Raw genomic sequence first — 18,740 nt, forward strand, 5'->3', positions numbered from 1 at the left:
CGTCCCGCCCCTCCGCGAGGCCGCGGGCGCCGCCCCGTGCGTCCACCGGGCGTCTCGCGCCTCGGCACGCCGCCTCACGCACCGGCCCTCCGGCGTTAAGCTCCACGAGACCCTCTCACTGGCGCGAGCGGTCCAGGCCCGCGCGCCTCCGCCCCCGCCCGTCCCGGCGCCCGGCGCCGCGAGCCGCACGGGGCGTCCGGACGGCCGTCGGACCCCCGTCACCAGCAGTGGCGCAGGGTCGGGAAAGTGAGGCACAGCATGAACGTGAGCGCACAGATCGAGGCCGTCTACGCGGAGGTCCGCCGGCGGAACCCGGGAGAGGCGGAGTTCCACCAGGCGGCGGCCGAGGTGCTGGACTCCCTCGCGCCCGCGCTCGACCGGCACCCCGAGTACGCCGGGAGCGGGATACTGGAGCGGCTGTGCGAGCCCGAGCGCCAGCTGATCTTCCGGGTGCCGTGGGTGGACGACCAGGGTGCCGTGCGCGTCAACCGGGGCTTCCGGGTCGAGTTCAACAGCGCCCTCGGCCCGTACAAGGGCGGGCTGCGCTTCCACCCGAGCGTCGACCTCGGCATCGTGAAGTTCCTCGGCTTCGAGCAGATCTTCAAGAACGCGCTCACCGGCATGGCGATCGGCGGCGGCAAGGGCGGAGCGGACTTCGACCCCAAGGGCCGCTCGGACGGCGAGGTCATGCGCTTCTGCCAGTCCTTCATGACCGAGCTCTACCGCCACCTCGGCGAGCACACGGACGTCCCCGCCGGGGACATCGGTGTGGGCGCGCGGGAGATCGGCTACCTCTTCGGCCAGTACAAGCGGATCACCAACCGCTACGAGTCCGGCGTCCTCACCGGCAAGCCCGTCGGCTGGGGCGGCTCCCACGTCCGCACCGAGGCGACCGGCTACGGCGCCGTGTTCTTCGCCGAGGAGATGCTCGCCACACGCGGCACCGGCTTCGACGGGCGCCGGGTGGTGGTCTCCGGGTCGGGGAACGTCGCCGTGTACGCCGCCGAGAAGGCGCAGGCCCTGGGCGGCCGGGTCATCGCGTGCAGCGACTCCTCCGGGTACCTCGTCGACGAGGACGGCCTCGACCTCGACCTGCTCAAGGACGTCAAGGAGGTGCGCCGCGCCCGCCTCTCCGCCTACGCGGAGGCGAAGCCGGCCGCGCGCTTCTCGGCCCGGGGCACGGTCTACGACGTCCCGTGCGACATCGCCCTGCCCTGCGCGACCCAGAACGAGCTGGGCCGCGACGACGCCGTGGCACTGGTCAAGCACGGTGTGGTCGCGGTCGCCGAGGGCGCCAACATGCCCTGCACCCCCGAGGCCGTGAAGGTCTTCCGGGAGGCGGGCGTCCTCTTCGGCCCCGGCAAGGCCGCCAACGCGGGCGGCGTGGCCACCTCGGGGCTGGAGATGCAGCAGAACGCGGCCCGCGACAGCTGGTCCTTCGAGACGGCCGAGACACGGCTCGCCGCCGTCATGCGGGACGTCCACCGCCAGTGCCGCGAGACCGCGGAGGCGTACGGCGGAGACGCCGAGGACTACGTCACCGGCGCCAACGTGGCCGGCTTCCTGCGGGTGGCGCGGGCGATGGCGGACCAGGGCGTCATCTAGTCCGCACCCCCGCGCGCGGCCCGGCGGCCGGGCCCGGGCGCTGCGGGAAGCCGGCGCCACGGCCGGCGGCCCGCAGCGCCGGGCCGACGGCCACGGCACGCCTCCGTGCTAGCGTTGGCCCTTTGCGCGTCCCCGTCCCGGCACTCCGCTCGGAGTGCGGTCGGGGCCGTCTCCCCGCCGCGCCTTCCTCGGTACGGTCCCCTCGGAGGAAGGCTTGTCTGTGAGCGAACCGGTACGCGACGACGCCCCGGCGCCCGGCCGTGCGCCCGAGGCGCCGGGGGACGCCCCGGCGCCGACCGCGGTCGCGTCCTTCGCGCGGCTGGGGCTCCCGGCCGAGCTCGTGCGGGTGCTCGGGGAGCACGGTGTGACCGTGCCCTTCCCCGTCCAGGCGGCGACCCTGCCGGACGCGCTCGCGGGACGCGACGTGCTGGGCCGGGGCCGTACCGGGTCCGGCAAGACCCTCGCCTTCGGCCTGGCGGTGCTCACGCGCACGGCCGGGCTGCGCGCCCGGCCCAAGGAGCCCCTGGCGCTCGTCCTGGTGCCCACCAGGGAGCTGGCGCAGCAGGTCGCCGACGTGCTCACCCCGTACGCCGAGGCGCTGCGCCTGCGCGTCGCGACCGTGGTGGGCGGGGTGTCCATCGGACGCCAGGCCGCCGCGCTGCGGGACGGCGCCGAGGTCGTCGTCGCCACGCCGGGCCGGCTGCACGACCTCGTCGAGCGGGGCGGCTGCCGGCTCGCGCGGGTGCGCGTCGCGGTCCTCGACGAAGCCGACCAGATGTGCGACATGGGGTTCCTGCCGCAGGTCACCGGACTCCTGGACCAGGTGCGGCCCGACGGGCAGCGGCTGCTGTTCTCCGCCACCCTCGACCGCGGTGCCGACGAGCTGGTACGGCGCTACCTGCGCGACCCCGCCGTCCACTCCGTGGACCCCGTGGCCGGCGCGGTTCACACGATCGGGCACCACGTCCTCGTGGTGCACGGCCCGGACCGGTACGCCGTGACCACCGAGATCGCCGCCAGGGACGGCCGCGTCCTGCTGTTCCTGGACACCAGGCACGGAGTCGACCAGCTCACCCGCCACCTGCGGGCCAACGGCGTCGCGGCCGCCGCCCTGCACAGCGGCAAGTCCCAGCCGCAGCGCACCCGGACCCTGGCCCAGTTCAGAGACGGCCAGGTCACCGCGCTGGTGGCGACGAACGTCGCCGCCCGCGGCCTGCACGTCGACGACCTCGACCTCGTGGTCAACGTCGACCCGGCCACCGACCCCAAGGACTACCTGCACCGCGCGGGCCGCACGGCCCGGGCCGGCCGCTCCGGGACCGTCGTGACACTCGCCCTGCCGGCACAGCGCCGCGAGACGGGCCAGGTCATGGCGGACGCGGGCGTCGCCCCGCGGGTCGCCAAGGTGCGCTCCGGGGAGGCGGAGCTGAGCCGGATCACCGGTGCCAGGACCCCCTCAGGAAAGCCCCTCGACGGCGTGCCGGCCGCGGCGCGCCCCAAGAACCACAACACCCCGTTCCGCGGTCTGGGCAGCGCCAAGGACACCAAGGGCGGCTCCGGCGGCAGACCGTCCCGCAGGAGCGGCGAGGCCCGCCGGCTCGCCGAGGCCCGCAAGGCGGCCCGCGTCCGCCGCACCGGCTGATCAGAAGAAGCCGAGCTTCTTCGGCGAGTAGGACACCAGCAGGTTCTTCGTCTGCTGGTAGTGCTCCAGCATCATCTTGTGCGTCTCCCGGCCGATGCCCGACTGCTTGTAGCCGCCGAAGGCCGCGTGGGCGGGGTAGGTGTGGTACGAGTTCGTCCAGACGCGGCCCGCCTGGAGGGCTCGGCCCGCGCGGTAGGCCGTGGCCATGTCCCTGGTCCAGACACCCGCGCCCAGGCCGTACGGGGTGTCGTTGGCCGTGGCCATCGCGTCGTCGAAGTCCGTGAACGACGTGACGGCCAGGACCGGGCCGAAGATCTCCTCCTGGAAGATCCGCATCCGGTTGTCGCCCTCGAAGACCGTCGGCCGCATGTAGTACCCGCCCGCCATCTCCCCGGTGTACTCGGCGCGCTCCCCGCCCGTGACGAGCCTCGCGCCCTCCTTCCGGCCGATCTCCACGTACGAGAGGACCCTCTCCAGCTGTTCGCGGGAGACCTGCGCGCCGATCATGGTGGCCGTGTCCAGCGGATGGCCCTGCACGATGGCCTCCGTGCGGACCACCGCCGCGTCCAGGAGGTCCGCGTAGCAGCCGCGCTGGACGAGCGCCCGGGAGGGGGCCGTGCACACCTCGCCCTGGTTGAGCGCGAACATCGCGAACCCCTCCAGCGCCTTGTCGCGGAAGTCGTCGTCCGCCGCCCAGACGTCGTCGAAGAAGATGTTCGGCGACTTCCCGCCCAGCTCCAGCGTCACCGGCTTGATCGTCTCAGCGGCGTACTCCAGGATCAGCCGCCCGGTCGCCGTCTCGCCCGTGAACGCCACCTTCGCCACCCGCGCGCTCGACGCCAGCGGCTTGCCGGCCTCCTCGCCGAACCCGTTCACGATGTTCACCACGCCGGGCGGCAGCAGGTCCGCGACCGTGCTCATCCACAGGTGGATCGACGCGGGCGTCTGCTCCGCGGGCTTCAGCACCACCGCGTTGCCCGCGGCCAGCGCGGGCGCCAGCTTCCACGCCGCCATCAGCAGCGGGAAGTTCCACGGGATGATCTGCGCGACCACCCCCAGCGGTTCGCGGAAGTGGTACGTGACGGTGTCCTCGTCCAGCTCGGCCAGGGAACCCTCCTGCGCCCGCAGCGCTCCCGCGAAGTAGCGGAAGTGGTCGACGGCGAGCGGCAGGTCGGCCGCCAGGGTCTCCCGGACCGGTTTGCCGTTCTCCCAGCTCTCCGCGACGGCCAGTTCCTCCAGCCGCGCCTCCATCCGGTCGGCGATCCGCAGCAGCACACCCGCCCGCTCCGCCGCCGGTGTCCGGCCCCAGGCGGGGGCCGCCGCGTGCGCCGCGTCGAGCGCCCGCTCCACGTCCTCGGCCGTGCCCCGCGCGACCTCCGTGAAGGGGCGCCCGTCGACGGGGCTCGGGTTCTCGAAGTACCGCCCCCGGGCGGGCGGCACGAAGGCGCCGCCGATCCAGTGGTCGTAGCGGGACTCGTACGAGACGATCGCGCCCTGTGTGCCGGGCGCCGCGTACCGGGTCATCTCCGTGGCCTCCTCGCCGCCTGCGCGGTCCGCGGGGGAGCGCCGGCCGCCGACCGGCCGGCCCCGCCCGGTGAGGCTACGGGCCGGGACGTTGCGCCCACGTTGCGGCGCCGCGGCCGGACTGACGGGCCGTCCGCGCCGGGGCCCGCCCGGTCCCGCGCGGCGCCCTACCCCTGCGGCGCCAGCTCCGCGTCCAGCGCCCGCAGGCGGGCCCGCACCGAAGCCCGCCGCCCCTCCGGCACGGCGGCCGCCAGCGCCCGCCACACCTCCACGTCGTCCTCGCCCCAGGGGCTGCCCGCCCAGTCCGCCAGCAGCCGCGCGTCCCCGTGCGCGAGGAGCGCCGCCCGCAGCTCGTCCGCCAGCCGCCGGCGCGCCCGCACCACCCACGGCGCCGTCGAACGCGGCAGCAGCGGACCCGCGTACCCGCCCACCGCCGCCGTCACCGCCCCCGACGCCAGCCGCCGCGCCACCGCCTCGAAGTCCGCGTCCACCGCGACCCCCAGGCGGTACGGGCGCGACCGCAGCAGCTCGGGCCCGAGCACGGCCCGCAGCCGCGACAACTCGGCGCGCAGGGTCACCGGCGTGACCGACCCCTCCTCGTACAGCGCCGCCAGCAGCCCGTCGCCCGACAGGCCCCGCGGATGCCCCGCCAGCACCACCACCAGCTCGCTGTGGCGCGGCCCGAGCCGCACCGTGCGTCCGCCCACCGACAGCAGCGCCTCGTCGCGGCCCAGCGCGGTCAGCCGAGCCTGGCCGGCCGACGGCGCCGCCGCGCCCGGCAGCAGGGCCAGGTGGCCCTCCACCGACCGCGCCACGGCCTGCACGAACGCCAGGCTGTGCGGGTGGGCCAGCCGGTCCCCGCCCGTGATGTCCACCGCGCCCAGCAGCCGTCCCGTGCGCGGGTCGTGCACCGGTGCCGCCGCACACGTCCACGCCTGCACCGGCCGCCGGAAGTGCTCCGCCGCGAAGACGTGCACCGGCCGGTCCAGCGCGAGGGCCGTGCCCGGGGCGTTCGTCCCCATCGCCGCCTCCGACCAGCGGGCGCCCGGCACGAAGTTCATATCCCGGGCGCGCCGCAGCGGACGCGGATGCCCCTCCACCCACAGCAGCCGCCCGGCCGCGTCGCACACCGCCACCAGGTGCTCCCCGTCGGCCGCGTAGGCCCCCGTCAGCTCCCGCACCACCCCCATCGCCGCCGCCAGCGGATGCGCCTCCCGGTACGCCGCCACCGCCTCGTCGTCCAGCTCCACGCGGGCGGAGCCCTCGGGGCTCAGCCGCGCCCGCGCGCACCGCTGCCACGAATCGGCCACCACCGGCCGCACCGGCCGGCCGCCGCGCGCGCCTCCCGACGTGATGAACGCCTCGTGGGCCCGGTGCAGTTCCCCGGCCCGCCGCCCCGGATCGGCTCCCGCCTCCACAGCCACCCGTACCTCGTCCACTCGGCCTCCTCACGGTGGCGCCCCCGCGCCACTGCCCACGTCGATGCCCCACCGGGCCCCGGGACAACCGGGTTCGCGCCCCCGTGCGCCCCCGGTTCCCGTACAGTGGGGGCGGGCCGTGACTGGCGCTTGGGTGGAGTACCACCGGGGAGCGGCCCGGCGGTCACCGCCACCTGCCGCGCGCCTGGGCGATCACCATCACCAGCCTGTCGACGCCCAGGAGGACCCGTGTCCACGACCGCGAACGCCCGTCTCATGGACGGCAGCGGCATCGCCCGCCGTCTCGTCGAGGAGACCGCCGCCCGCGCCGCCGACCTCACCCGCCGCACCGGGAAGCAGCCGTGCCTGGCCACCGTCCTCGTCGGCGAGGACCCCGCGTCCGTCACGTACGTGCGGATGAAGCGCGCCCGCTGCGAGAAGGCGGGCATCCGCTCGCACCACGTCGAGCTGCCCGCCGCGACCACCACGGAGGAGCTGGTCGCCACCCTGCGGGGCCTGTCGGACGACCCCGACGTGCACGGCATCCTCCTCCAGCACCCGGTCGGCCGGCACATCGACGAGCGCGCCGCGTTCGAGGCGATCGTCCCCGGGAAGGACGTCGACGGCGTCACGACCAGCTCCTTCGCCGCGATGAGCTTCGGTCTGCCCGGCTTCGTCTCCTGCACGCCCGGGGGCATCATGCGGCTGCTCGACGCGTACGGGGTCGACCCCGCGGGCAAGCGCGCGGTCGTCGTGGGCCGCAGCGCGATCCTCGGCAAGCCCGCCGGGATGCTGCTGCTCGCCCGCAACGCCACGGTGACGTACTGCCACTCGTACACGCCCGCCGCCGACCTGTCGGCCGCCGTGCGCGAGGCGGACATCGTGGTCGCCGCCGTCGGCCGCGCCCGCTTCATCAAGGGCGAGGACATCAAGCCCGGCGCCGTCGTCGTCGACGCCGGCTACAACGAGGGCAACGTCGGCGACGTCGACTTCGAGGCAGCCGCCGAGCGCGCCGGGCTGATCACCCCGGTGCCGGGCGGCGTCGGCCCGATGACGATCGCGACCCTGCTGTCACAGACGGTCGACGCGGCCGAGCGGCAGCTCGGCGCCGCGCCGGCCTGACCGCCACCGCCTGACCGCCACCGCCTGGGCGCCTGCGAACGGCCGCCGTCTGACCGGCGCCCGGGTGGCCACCATGGGGTGATCGCCACCGCCTGACCGGCGCGGGGCGCGGGCCAGGCCGCGGCGGCCCCGGCCTGCCCGGGCCGCCCTGCGCCTGCCGGGGCGGCGCCGGGCGTCTGCCGGGTCGCCCGGCGGAGGAGGCCGGCGTCGGCCCACAGGCGCCGGGGGAGGCCGTCGGGCCCGCCCGGCGGGCCTGCCCCCGCCGCGGGAGCCTCCGTCCGCCGGGCCGCCTCCCTCCGCCGGGGCCGCAGGGGTGGGCCGCCCCGGCCCCGCTCGACGCGGGCCGCCCGCCCGCCGGGCGGCCCGGGGCGGAAGCGGGACCGGCGGGAGCCGCCATCACCAGGCGCCGTCGCCCTCCAGCAGGGCGGCCAGCACCATGCCCGGGTCGCGCCCCGCGGGACCGGCGGGCGCCCAGCGGCCGTCCTCGCGCCGGTACGGCCACCAGCGGCCGTCCGGGCCCAGTCGCACCTGCACGTCGCCTCCCGCCCCGGCCCAGCGCCCGCCGCCGAGCGGCACCAGCGCGGGATGCCCGCCCTCCTCCGCCGCAGCCGCGACGAGGGCCTGCGCGCGGGCCGCCGCCGTCGGCTCCGGCTCCCACTCCTCCTCCAGCACCTCCAGGGCCGCCGCGCCGCCCAGCCGCCAGGCCCGCACGGCGAGGTCCATGCCGACGCCGTCCCGGCCCGTGCCGGCCGCCAGCCGGGCCACCACGGACGGCGGCGGCGCCCCGGCCGCGAGCCGCACGGCGTCCTGCGCCACCGTCAGCTCCCCGTCACCTCCCCGCCCGGCGGGAAGAGAGGGCCCGGCCAGGACCTCGGCGAGCAGCAGCCGCGCCCGCCGCGCCGCGTCGGCGGCCAGCACCTCCAGTGCCGACGCGTCCACGCGAGACCCCGCAGCCGTCTCCACGGCCGGCGACGGCGGCGCACCCGCCTGCTGCGGGACGGGTGGCGGGGACGGCAGCGCGGGCAGGATGTCCCCCATCGCGAACGCCTCGTCAGCTCGTACGCCCTCCGGCTCCCCGGTCGCGTCCCCCGCGCCGGCGTCCGCCGCGCCGAGCGCCGTCAGCCGCTTCAGCAGCCACCGCTCGCCCCGTCCGCGCAGCAGCAGCAGGACCAGCGGGTCCCTGTCGAGCAGCCGCGCCACCTGATAGCAGAGCGCCGACGTGTGCGGGCAGTGGTCCCACGCCCCGCACGCGCACTGCGCCTCCAGATCCCCCACGCCCGGCAGCAGTTCGACCCCGGCCGCGGCGGCGTCCTCCACCAGGTGCGGCGGCACGTCCCGGTCGAGCAGCGCGGCGGCATGCCCGGCCCGCTCCAGCACCGTGCCCACGAAGCGCTCCCACTCCGCGTCCGACAGCCGCTGCACCAGTACGTCCGCCCGGTGCGCGGCACCGTCCCGGTCCGCGACGACGGCGGTGATCCGCCCCGGCCGCACCGTCACGGCGCCCACCGCGCCCGCGCGCGCCCGGGCCCGGCCCCGCTTCAGCTGCTCCCCGTCGAGAGCCGTGTCCTCCAGGGCCTTCAGCCAGGCCCGCCCGCACCACGTCTCCGCGAAGCCCCTACCCCGCGCCGGGGGCAGCGCCCCGAAGGTCGCCTCGTCCTCATGGGCACCGCTCATCGTCCCCGCCCTCCGCTCGTCCCGTTCTCGCCGCCCTCCGGCGCCGCACCGCCGTCGCGGGGCTCCCCGCGGGCGCCGTCCTCGTCGTAGCCGCCGTCCGGCGCGCGCAGCCGTACCAGCTCGGCCAGTTCGGCGTCCGTCAGCTCCGTGAGCGCCGCCTCGCCCGCCCCGCCCAGGACCGCGTCGGCCAGCCGCCGCTTGCGGGCCAGCATCTCCGCGATGCGGTCCTCCACCGTCCCCTCGGCGATCAGCCGGTGCACCTGCACCGGCCGCGTCTGCCCGATCCGGTACGCCCGGTCCGTCGCCTGCGCTTCCACGGCCGGATTCCACCAGCGGTCGTAGTGGACGACGTGCTCGGCGCGCGTCAGGTTCAGCCCCGTCCCCGCCGCCTTCAGCGACAGCAGGAACACCGGCACCTCCCCGTCCTGGAAACGGCGCACCATCGCCTCGCGTTCCCCGACCGGCGTGCCCCCGTGCAGCAGTTGCGCCCGCACGCCACGCGCGGCCAGATGCCCCGCCAGCAGCCGCGCCATGCGCACGTACTGGGTGAAGACCAGCACGCCCGCGCCCTCGGACAGGATCGTCTCGAGGAGTTCGTCCAGCAGCTCCAGCTTCCCCGAGCGGCCGGCGAGCCGGGGCGCGCCCTCCTCCTTCAGGTACTGGGCGGGGTGGTTGCAGATCTGCTTCAGCGCCGTGAGCAGGGTGACGACCAGCCCGCGCCGCTCCATGCCGTCCGCCTCGGCGATGGCGGCGAGCGTCTCGCGCACCACCGCCTCGTACAGTCCCGCCTGCTCCTTCGTCAGCGCCACCGCCCGGTCCGTCTCCGTCTTCGGCGGCAGCTCCGGCGCGATGCCGGGGTCGGACTTGCGTCGGCGCAGCAGGAAGGGGCGGACCAGACGCGACAGCCGTTCGGCGGCGGCCGGGTCGGCGCCGCCCTCGACCGCCTGGGCGTAGCGGCCGCGGAAGGTGCCGAGGCGGCCCAGGAGGCCCGGCGTCGTCCAGTCGAGGATCGCCCACAGCTCGGTGAGGTTGTTCTCCACGGGCGTTCCGGTCAGGGCCACGCGCGCCCGGCCGCCGATGGTGCGCAGCCGGCGGGCCGTCGCCGAGTAGGGGTTCTTCACGTGCTGGGCCTCGTCCGCGACGACCATCCCCCAGTCCACGCGCGCGAGGCGCCCGGCGTCGAGCCGCATCGTCCCGTACGTGGTGAGTACGAACCCGTCGGTGACGCCGTCCAGGGCGCGGTGCGGCCCGTGGAAGCGGCGTACCGGTGTGCCGGGCGCGAACCTCTCGATCTCGCGCTGCCAGTTGCCCATCAGCGAGGTCGGGCAGACGACGAGCGTCGGACCGGCGGACGCCGGGTCGCTCCGCCGGCGCAGATGGAGGGCGATGAGGGTGACGGTCTTGCCGAGCCCCATGTCGTCGGCGAGGCAGGCGCCGAGACCGAGGGAGGTCATGCGGTGCAGCCAGTCCAGGCCCCGCAGCTGGTAGTCGCGCAGGGTCGCGGCGAGCGCGGCGGGCTGACCGGCCTCCCGCGGGCCGCCCTCCGGGTCCGCCAGCACGTCACGCAGCTCCCGCAGCCGCCCCGACGCCTCGACCTCGACCGGCCGGCCGTCCACCTCGGTCGTGCCCGCCAGGACCGCCCCGAGCGCCTCCACGGGCGGGATCAGGCGGTCCCGCCGCTCGCGGGCGCGGCGCACCTCCTCGGGGTCGACCAGCACCCACCGGTCGCGGAGCCTCACCAGCGGGCGGCCCGCCTCGGCGATCCGGTCCAGTTCGGCGCGGTCCACGGGCACGCCGCCCAGGGCGAAGCGCCAGTCGAAGGAGAGCAGCGCGTCCGCGGACAGCAGCGACGGCGCCCGGGAGGCCCGACCGTCCGGGGTGCCCCGGTCCGCGGGGTGCCCGGCGACGGCCCTCGTGGTCAGGGTGCGCGCCAGGCTCCTGGGCCAGTGCACCTCCACGCCGGACTGGGCGAGGGCCCGCCCGGCGTCGCCCAGCAGCTCGGCGATCTCCTCGTCGTCGAGTTCCAGGGCGTCCGGGACGGCGGCCGACAGCAGGGGTGACAGGGCGGGCCACACGCGCGCTGCGCGGCGCAGCGTGAGCAGCGCGTCCCTGCGGGCCCACGCGCCGAACGCCGCGCCGGCGGCGCCGGACCAGACCTGTCCGGCGTCCGCGACGAGCGCGGCGTCGCCCACGTGGTGGAGCTGGGGGACGGCGCGGAAGGAAGCGGCTTCGGCGGCGCCGTCCAGGCCCGCCACCTCGATCCGCAGCGAGAGCCGCACACCCGCGTCGTGCCCGGCCGCCACGTCGGCCGCCCAGTCCCGCAGTTCCGGCACCCGCTGCGGCGCGTCCTGCGCGAACGGCGCGAAGCCGGCCGCGAGGGGGGCGGCCGGGGTGCGGGGCAGCACGTCGGCCACCGCGTCCAGGAACGCCCGCAGCAGGGACTCCGGTTCGGGCAGCAGTGCCGTCCCGTCGGCGGCCGTGCCGACGGGCACGGCGTGGGCGCTGGGCGGCATGGACGCGGCGAGCGTCCGCAACCGGTCGGTGTCCTGCGCGGACAGCGGGCCGGCCCGCCAGGCGTCGTAGCCGCCCGGCGTCACGCCCGGCAGCAGTCGTCCGCGGGCGACGACATGGAGGGCGAGGAGTGCGGCCGCTCCCCAGAAGGCGCAGGACCGCGACGGTCCGGCGACCCTTCCCGCGCCGACGCGCGCGAGCAGCGGGAGGGCGTCCCGTACGGGGAGGCAGAGCGCTGCCGCGCGCCGCGGGAGGGCGTCGTCGGCGACGACGTCCAGCTCCTCGGCGGCGCCCGGTGCCGCGGGCAGCGGTCCGTCGCCGGGCGCCCGGAAGGCGATGCGCCCGGAGCGTGAGGGGTCGGCCGGCAGGAAGACGGCGGAGCAGTGGGCGAGAGCGGAGAGAGCGGGATCCCAGTGCACAGTACGGTCGTATTCCTCAAATTTGACTAGTTGAGCGCGGAAGCGCCGACAGTACAGCAGTCATCGGGCGGAGGGATCCGCTCCGCACGTGAGCCGGCTCACATCCGGCCGTGCGGGGTGGGGCCTGCACCACCGCGCACGGCGGGGCCGCCCCCCGGCCGGGACGGCGGGGCGGCCCCCGGCCCGGTCCGGGTGCTGCCGCCATGGCCGCGGGAGCACCCGGCTCCGTAGGTTCACGACACGACGCCTCCAGGGCGCCGCAGCCACGCCGCCGCCCGTACGACGGCGCGACGGCATTCCCGCCCGACCCCTCGGCCCACAGACGGAGACACCATGCCCCAGGCCACCGCCGCTCCGCCGGAGCGCCTCCAGGCGCCCGCCCGCGCGAGCGGCAGCGAGTTCACCCCCCTTCTGCGCGCGGTCCGGCGGCAGGGGCTCCTGGAGCGGCGCCCCGCCTGGTACGCCGCCGAGATCACCGTCAATCTGCTGGCGCTCGCCGCCGTCGCCACGGCGCTCGTACGGTTCGGCGGCTCCTCGTGGTCCCTGCTGCTCGCCGTTCCGCTGGCGGTCCTCTCCGCGCGCACGGGATTCATCGCCCACGACGCCGGGCACGCCCAGACGGCCACCCGGCGCCGCACCAACCACCTGATCCAGATCCTGCACGCCAACCTGCTGCTCGGCATGAGCCAGGAGTGGTGGAACGCCAAGCACAACCGCCACCACGCCAACCCCAACCACGTCGACAAGGACCCCGACGTGGCCCCCGACGTCCTCGTCTTCGCCCCGCACCAGGCGGACGGCCGCACCGGACCGCGCGGCTGGCTCACCCGCCACCAGGCGTGGCTGTTCTTCCCGCTCACCACCCTGGAGGGGATCGCGCTCAAGGCGTACGGCCTCCGGGCGGTGTTCTCCACGCGGGAGCGGCGCGTCACCCGCCGGGCGCGCGCCGTCGAGGGCGGCCTCCTCGTGACCCATCTCGTCGGGTACGCCGTGCTGCTGCTCACCGCCATGCCCCTGGGCCGGGCCCTGCTCTTCGCGGCGATCCACCAGATGCTCCTCGGGCTCCACCTCGGCCTGGCGTTCGCCCCGAACCACAAGGGCATGGCGATGCCCGGCGGCCACGTCGACGAGACCTGGGGCCACCTGCGCCGGCAGGTCCTCACCTCGCGCAACATCCGGGGCGGGCCCCTCACCGACTGGCTGCTCGGCGGTCTCAACTACCAGATCGAGCACCACCTCTTCCCGAGCATGCCGAGGCCCCACCTGCGCCTTGCCCGGCCACTGGTCCGCGCCCACTGCCGGACGCTGGGTGTCCCGTACACCGAGACCGGTGCGCTCGACTCCTACCGCCAGGTGCTCGACCATCTGCACGCGGTCGGCGAGCCGCTGCGCACCGCCGGCTGAACCGCTCCGAGCGGCGGCGGGAACCCGGGCCCGCGGCCGGACGTTCCACCCGAAGGCGACCGAGAAGGAGGCGTCCGTGCCGACGAGAACCAAGATCATGGTCGGGGGAGTGGCCGTCGGGCTGCTGCTGATGCCCCTGATCGGCTTCTGGATGTCCCTGCTGGTCGTGGTGGGTGTGCCCGCCATCGCTTATCTGGCCCTGGACCCCGGCCAGCGCCGTCGCCTGCGGCGGGCCGCCGCCCGCCGCGAGATCGGCCGCTGAGGCGGGACGCCCGTGCCCGTGCCGGCCGCGGGCACCCCCGGACGCCGGGAGCGCCGGCCCGTGACGACCGCCCCCCGCCGTACCCCCGTCTCAGCCTGGGCGGACCGCCATGGCGTCCAGCCCCTCCAGCAAGGCCGGCAGCCGTGCGCCGCGCCCGACCGGCAGTACCTCGCCGGGCCGCTCGTCGACCAGGACGAACGCGATGTCGTCGGTCCGCGCCACGAGCGACCAGCCCGGCCCGTCCACGCGGAGCGTGCGCGCCCCGCCGGGCGCGAACATCGAGCGCACCCGCCCGGGCGGCGGTGGGTCCTCGAGATAGGTCCCCACCTCACGCAGCACACGCCGTACGGCGGCCTGCGGGCCCAGGGCGGCCCCGGCGCCGCCGCCGGGGCGCTGCCCCGAGCCGCCCGGCGGCGCGGACTCTCCCTCGGTGACGCGCGCGGCGAAGCCCCCGCCCGCCCCGCGGTCCCGGGCTTGAGGGCCGGCCGCCGCGTCCACCGGACCCGATGACCCGGACGGGGCGAAGTCGCCGGCGTCCAGCTGCCCGCGCCACACCTCCCACCGCAGGGCTATCTCGTCGGCGCCCAGCCGCCGCTGGGCGGGCCCCCACCCGGTGGCGTCCGGCGGCGACAGCGCAGGCGGATCGCCCTCCGCGGGCTCCGGATCGTGCGGCGCCGGGACGCCCGGCGCCGCCACCGCCAGCGCGAGCGGCCAGCCGGGCAGCGCGGCGACGACACTGCGCTCGTCCGGGGAGAGGTCGTACTCCATACCGCAGTCCCAGGCGGCGACGGCGACCGCGACCAGCGAGACGTCGTCCACGGCCACCGTCCAGCGCGCACCCTCGCCGTCCTGGCCCAGCACCAGTCCGTACCCCTCGGCGTACGGCTCGAGGCCGAGCGTCCGGCAGGCCTGCGGGTAGTCGTCCCCCAGGACGCTCGGGAACCGCGCGGGGGTGAGCAGCAGGGCGGTCAGCACGTAGAGCCGGTCGTCGTCCTCGCCGCCATCGGCCGACGCCCGCCCGGGGAGCCCGCCAGGGCCCGCGCGCCCCTCGTCCGTCCCGGTCACGGCGGCCTCCCGTCGTCGCAGTCGAGGCGGCCCCGCGCATCTCGGCAGGACGCCGTGCGGGGCCGGTCGGCGCACCTTAACCAGCGGGTAACCCGGCCGTCGAGAGTCCGGACGGCACTGGGGACCGGCGGCGCCCCGGGCAGCCGCGCCACCGCCTCCGGGTGGCTCGCCCCGCCGCCGCGCGAGGTCCGCGACCGCACGGCGGACCGGCACCCGGCCTGCCGCCGTCCCGCGCGGGACGGACGTCCAGAACCGCGGCGCGAGGCGCGCCGCGTGCCGAGCGGGCGGCGGTATCAGGCCACGCGCCCGGCCGAGGCGGGGGAGCGACCGCGTCCGCGTACGGCGCCGGACGCCGGCGCGAACCGGCGTGCGGGGGCCGCGGGGTCCGCTCGGCGCGCGGGTCGTCGCCGGTGAGCGGCCGCCGGTGGCGGGCGGCGAGCGCGGCCCGCCGGGCCGGAGGGAACAGCGTCGGCCACCCGCCGGGGCGCACCCCGCGCGCGAACTCCCCGGCCCTGCAGCGAGAGCCGGGCCGGGGGCGGGACCGGGGCGCGAACCGGTTCGCGGCGTGCGCGCGCACGGTCGACGGCACCCCGCACGCCCCCTTTGCGCCCCCGACCGCTCCCCCCTTCCCGGTGACCGGGAGGGCGCTTGCCGCGTCCTCGCCGGTGGGTAAGGCTTACGCGGACACGGGGAAAACGGGGACACTCGCGAACGGGGAGGACCGAGCATGGCGCTCGACAAGGAACTCGACTGGCTCCTGGACGACCTGACCAAGCGCGTCGCACGCATACGCCACGCCCTGGTGCTGTCGAACGACGGGCTCGTGACCGCCACGAGCAGCGAACTGGGCCGGGGGGAGGCCGAGCACCTCGCCGCCGTCGCGTCGGGCCTCCACAGTCTCGCCCGCGGCGCCGGGCACCATTTCGGCGTGGGTGAGGCACGCCAGACCATGGTGGAGCTGGACGACGCACTGCTCTTCGTGACCGCCGCGGGCGAGGGCAGCTGCCTCTGCGTGCTCACCGCTTCCGAGGCCGACGTCGGGCATGTCGCCTACGAGATGACGCTGCTCGTCAACCGGGTGGGGGAGCACCTGGCCGTGGCCGCTCGCCGGGCGAGCGCCTCCGGCTCCGCCTGACCGGCGGCGCTCACACGGAGTTATCCACAGGGTCGGGCAGAGTCGCGTCGATCGCGCTACCTTCGTCACACAGAGTAGTCGTGATCGATGGACGGGGGAGCCCGGCATGACGGACGAAGAGACGCGTGACACGGTCGCCTACGGCAGGGCGGCGCGGGAACTGGCCCTGCGCCGAAGCGAGTTCGACCTCGCGGTGCATCTGGGGCACGTGCGGATGGTGCCCGGGCCGGCGGGCGGCCGCCCGCGGGTGCCCGGAGAGGAGATCGCCCGGCTCCGCGCCGAGCCGGGCTTCCCGGACGGCCTGCGCGACCGGGTCGGTACCGTGGGCACGGCCCGGGCGGCCGAACTGGCCGGGATCGCGGCCGACCGCTTCACCAGACTGGCGAGAACCGGCCACTTCACCCCGGTCGCCTACCACCTGAACCGCTATCGCGCCGTCGTCTGGCTCTACCTCGCCCGCGAGGTCGAGGCCGCGGCCACGCGCCACCAGGCCCTGCTGACCGGCCGCACCCCGGCCGACCTGCTCCGGCGGCTGCGGGCGGGTGAGGACGACCGGCCGCGCACATGGCGCGCCCGCCGTCGTCGCATGCTGCTGGCCCAGGCAGGGGACGCCTGGGAGGAGGCGGCCGTGATCGCCTCGTTCCTCGATCCGCTCCAGGTGGCGGAGACGGTGCCGGACGGCAGCGAACGGGTCCGTCTGGACCGGCTCCGCCCCGCGCCGCCCTACGGGCACCCCGTGTCCCCGGCGGGCCGCGCGGTCGCGGACCGGCTGCTCGTCGCGGGCGACCCGGCGGAGCGGGCGGAGCTGCGCACGGCCCTGGCCAAGGCCCTGCGCACCGCCCGTTCCCGGTGGCCGGCACCGGGCCCCGCCGACGGCCTCACCACAGGGGGGAGGACCGGCTTCCCGGCGGTCTGCGCACCACCACCCGGCCCCGGCGCACCTTCCGCGTCGCCGGTTGTCCACCATCCCCCGTCTGATCGGGCCTCGGACGTGTCACCGGCGGAGGCCCGGCCACCCGCACCGGCCGCGACGGCACGGCGCCGCACACCGGGCCGGCGGGGCGCGCCCCCCGCGGGGGCGGCGACCGGCGACGCCAGGGCGGCCGAGCTCGTGGCCGCCGGCCCGGGGCCCACCGCCGAGGAGACCGTGCGGGCGGCCATCGCCCGGCGCTCGCACCGCCGGGCAGGGCAGCGGGCCGCGGCAGGGACGCGCCTTCCCGCCCCGCCCGGAGCGGACGCCGGACCGGGTCACCGCACACCGGCCGGCCCCGCCACGGCCGGCCGGGAGGGGGGACGCCGCCCCGACCGGTCGCGGGCAGGTCTGCTGGCACGCCTCGGCCTCCGGCGCCCCCGAGTGGGATGACACGCCGCCCAAGCCACCGCTCGCGTGCGCGGAGCGGACGGACGCCCGCGAGCGCGGCGAAGGCACGGCCGTCCGCGCGGCCCCGAGGACCGCGACCCCCGCCCATCCGCGCTCCGGCCGTGCCGTGCGCTGCCCTGACGGTCTCTTGGTGGGATGCCCCTGGCCGGGCGGCACACCGTCCCTTCGCCCCCGGGTCGTCGCCCTGATCGTGTGCCGATCGCCCTCGGCGGCCAGGCGGTCGTCGGCCGCCCCGCCCACCCCGGAGCCCCCGTAGTGGTCCTCGGCTGCCCGGGAGCCCCGGCCGGGCGTGTCTCGTCCCCCGCTCCGCCCAGCCCGCGGAGCACGTGTTCGCTGCCCCCCCGCCGGCTACCCGCCCGCGCGCGGGACGACCGTCGATAGGACGGACGGCAGCGGGTACCAGTCGGCGGAGACGACGCTGGCGTGCCGGCCCGCGAGGAGGGCCAGGCGGTCGCGGGCCTGCGCCTCGGTCGGATGGGTCCCGTCGATGGCGGGAGCGACGCTGTGGGCGTCCGTCATGACGAGCAGGTAGTCGTGGCGCGCATACCAGGAGGTGTCCACGGAGCCGCCCGCGTACACCGACGCGTCGCCGTCGAACACCACGAACCACGGCCGCAGACCGGCGTCCGCGTACCGCAGTCGGGGGTCGCCGCCCTGCGCCCGGTGCACGGCCGGAAACGCCCCGGCCTCCCGCAGCCGCCCGGCGGCCGCCAGACCCCGCAGATGGGCGGCGTACTCGCGATCGGTCCACAGCGAGTCGGCCGGGTTGCCCTCCTCGACCGTGCCGGGGATCAGCTCGACGACGAACTTCCCCGCCAGCCGGTCACGGGTGGGCCAGCCGTCCGCGCGGACGGCGGTGTCCAGGTCCGGGTGCGCCCCGGCCAGATCCGCCGGGCGGAACAAGGCGTCCCCCAGACGCGCCGTCAACAGCGCGTCCAGATCGGCCGGCCCCCGCCCGTGACGGGCCTGGAAGCCGTCCTTCATCTCGATCTTCAGCAGCACCGGCCGGTGCCCCGGGTGGGCGTCGTGCCAGGCGCGGATGTCGGCGAGGCAGCCGCCGAGGTCCTGGTTGCGGGGCCTGGTGCGCAGCTCGCCCGCGTGCGCGGCGTTCTCGCAGTTGTTGTCGTTGCCGAGGGGATTGCCGTGCGACACCCGCCAGGACCGGCCGAACGCGTTCGTCCACACGTCGAGCTCCAGCATCGCCGCGCCCGAGTCCAAGGCGTCGGCGAAGTAGCGGTACTTGGCCTTCTCGTACGCGTTGTGGACGCCCACCCCCGTCGACGCGCCGTACGGCGACCGGACCGGGTCGGCGGCCACCGCCGCGCCCGGACCGGCACCCAGCACCAGGGCCGCCGCCACCGCGACGGCCCCCGCACCACGTGCCCACACGCTCATGATGTCCCCTGCCTTCCGCTCGACGCAGTCGAAGTCGGCGGCAGAGTAGGGGAGTCGGGTGAAGGAGGGGAGACATGCCGCTTGACCGGCGGCCACGGGCCGACGTCCCGCCGGCGTCGCTCCGGCGCCGCGCCCGCCCAGGTTGGTCCCCCCGGCGCCCTGCCCGGGTTCGTCCCCGACACC

At 76.8% G+C, this 18,740-nt stretch carries 13 protein-coding genes and 1 riboswitch; of the genes, 7 read left to right on the forward strand and 6 right to left on the reverse strand.

What is annotated here, in order from left to right:
* Positions 1-258: 258 nt before the first annotated feature.
* Positions 259-1,605 carry an NADP-specific glutamate dehydrogenase gene (gene gdhA, locus CP974_RS28800; protein ID WP_031128605.1) on the forward strand — a complete coding sequence of 449 codons (1,347 nt, stop codon included), beginning with the start codon at positions 259-261 and terminating at the stop codon, positions 1,603-1,605.
* A gap of 220 nt (positions 1,606-1,825) precedes the next feature.
* Positions 1,826-3,247: a DEAD/DEAH box helicase gene (locus CP974_RS28805; protein ID WP_031128604.1), complete on the forward strand. Its 1,422-nt coding sequence runs from the start codon at positions 1,826-1,828 to the stop codon at positions 3,245-3,247.
* Here the strand turns inward: CP974_RS28805 and exaC are convergent, their stop codons facing one another.
* Both exaC and CP974_RS28815 read right to left on the reverse strand, forming a co-directional pair.
* Complete coding sequence (exaC, locus tag CP974_RS28810; RefSeq protein ID WP_031128603.1) at positions 3,248-4,771, reverse strand: acetaldehyde dehydrogenase ExaC; 1,524 nt, start codon at positions 4,769-4,771, stop codon at positions 3,248-3,250. It abuts the gene before it with no gap.
* Between the two features lie 167 nt (positions 4,772-4,938).
* Positions 4,939-6,210, reverse strand: a complete 1,272-nt coding sequence (locus tag CP974_RS28815; protein WP_031128601.1) for a GAF domain-containing protein — start codon at positions 6,208-6,210, stop codon at positions 4,939-4,941.
* 108 nt (positions 6,211-6,318) lie between these two features.
* Positions 6,319-6,407, forward strand: a riboswitch (ZMP/ZTP riboswitch).
* A 58-nt stretch (positions 6,408-6,465) separates the two neighbouring features.
* Here CP974_RS28815 and CP974_RS28820 point away from each other — a divergent pair.
* Positions 6,466-7,311: a bifunctional 5,10-methylenetetrahydrofolate dehydrogenase/5,10-methenyltetrahydrofolate cyclohydrolase gene (locus tag CP974_RS28820; RefSeq protein ID WP_031128600.1), complete on the forward strand. Its 846-nt coding sequence runs from the start codon at positions 6,466-6,468 to the stop codon at positions 7,309-7,311.
* A 396-nt stretch (positions 7,312-7,707) separates the two neighbouring features.
* On the opposite strand, the gene CP974_RS28825 is transcribed toward CP974_RS28820, so the two are convergent.
* Positions 7,708-8,985 (reverse strand): SWIM zinc finger family protein, encoded by a 1,278-nt coding sequence (locus tag CP974_RS28825; protein ID WP_031128599.1) that lies wholly within the window; start codon positions 8,983-8,985, stop codon positions 7,708-7,710.
* A complete protein-coding gene (locus CP974_RS28830; RefSeq protein ID WP_223844582.1) occupies positions 8,982-11,915 on the reverse strand; it encodes an SCO1167/SCO6262 family helicase in 2,934 nt (977 codons plus the stop codon). The genes CP974_RS28825 and CP974_RS28830 overlap by 4 nt, the downstream gene beginning before the upstream one ends.
* Before the next feature lie 333 nt (positions 11,916-12,248).
* Between CP974_RS28830 and CP974_RS28835 the strand changes: the two genes are divergently transcribed.
* A complete protein-coding gene (locus CP974_RS28835) occupies positions 12,249-13,319 on the forward strand; it encodes an acyl-CoA desaturase (RefSeq protein WP_031128597.1) in 1,071 nt (356 codons plus the stop codon).
* Positions 13,320-13,395: 76 nt separating this feature from the next.
* On the forward strand, positions 13,396-13,581 hold the full coding sequence (locus CP974_RS28840; RefSeq protein ID WP_078915321.1) for a tail-anchor membrane protein: 186 nt from the start codon (positions 13,396-13,398) through the stop codon (positions 13,579-13,581).
* Between the two features lie 90 nt (positions 13,582-13,671).
* Here the strand turns inward: CP974_RS28840 and CP974_RS28845 are convergent, their stop codons facing one another.
* Positions 13,672-14,646, reverse strand: coding sequence for a hypothetical protein (locus CP974_RS28845; RefSeq protein ID WP_373276767.1), 975 nt, complete (start codon positions 14,644-14,646; stop codon positions 13,672-13,674).
* Positions 14,647-15,373: 727 nt separating this feature from the next.
* Between CP974_RS28845 and CP974_RS28855 the strand changes: the two genes are divergently transcribed.
* Positions 15,374-15,781 carry a roadblock/LC7 domain-containing protein gene (locus CP974_RS28855; RefSeq protein ID WP_031128595.1) on the forward strand — a complete coding sequence of 136 codons (408 nt, stop codon included), beginning with the start codon at positions 15,374-15,376 and terminating at the stop codon, positions 15,779-15,781.
* A gap of 106 nt (positions 15,782-15,887) precedes the next feature.
* Positions 15,888-17,144, forward strand: coding sequence for a DUF6397 family protein (locus CP974_RS28860; RefSeq protein WP_051838916.1), 1,257 nt, complete (start codon positions 15,888-15,890; stop codon positions 17,142-17,144).
* A 366-nt stretch (positions 17,145-17,510) separates the two neighbouring features.
* On the opposite strand, the gene CP974_RS28865 is transcribed toward CP974_RS28860, so the two are convergent.
* Positions 17,511-18,557, reverse strand: a complete 1,047-nt coding sequence (locus CP974_RS28865; RefSeq protein ID WP_031128593.1) for a phosphatidylinositol-specific phospholipase C domain-containing protein — start codon at positions 18,555-18,557, stop codon at positions 17,511-17,513.
* Between the last annotated feature and the right edge of the window lie 183 nt (positions 18,558-18,740).

Source organism: Streptomyces fradiae ATCC 10745 = DSM 40063 (assembly GCF_008704425.1).
Lineage (GTDB): Bacteria > Actinomycetota > Actinomycetes > Streptomycetales > Streptomycetaceae > Streptomyces > Streptomyces fradiae.

Bases quoted from the DNA above. Each gene is read 5' to 3' on its own strand.
- gdhA (WP_031128605.1), top strand. From the start codon at position 259: ATGAACGTGAGCGCACAGATCGAGGCCGTCTACGCGGAGGTCCGCCGG.
- exaC (WP_031128603.1), bottom strand. From the start codon at position 4,771: ATGACCCGGTACGCGGCGCCCGGCACACAGGGCGCGATCGTCTCGTAC.
- CP974_RS28820 (WP_031128600.1), top strand. From the start codon at position 6,466: ATGGACGGCAGCGGCATCGCCCGCCGTCTCGTCGAGGAGACCGCCGCC.
- CP974_RS28825 (WP_031128599.1), bottom strand. From the start codon at position 8,985: ATGAGCGGTGCCCATGAGGACGAGGCGACCTTCGGGGCGCTGCCCCCG.
- CP974_RS28835 (WP_031128597.1), top strand. From the start codon at position 12,249: ATGCCCCAGGCCACCGCCGCTCCGCCGGAGCGCCTCCAGGCGCCCGCC.
- CP974_RS28855 (WP_031128595.1), top strand. From the start codon at position 15,374: ATGGCGCTCGACAAGGAACTCGACTGGCTCCTGGACGACCTGACCAAG.
- CP974_RS28860 (WP_051838916.1), top strand. From the start codon at position 15,888: ATGACGGACGAAGAGACGCGTGACACGGTCGCCTACGGCAGGGCGGCG.
- CP974_RS28865 (WP_031128593.1), bottom strand. From the start codon at position 18,557: ATGAGCGTGTGGGCACGTGGTGCGGGGGCCGTCGCGGTGGCGGCGGCC.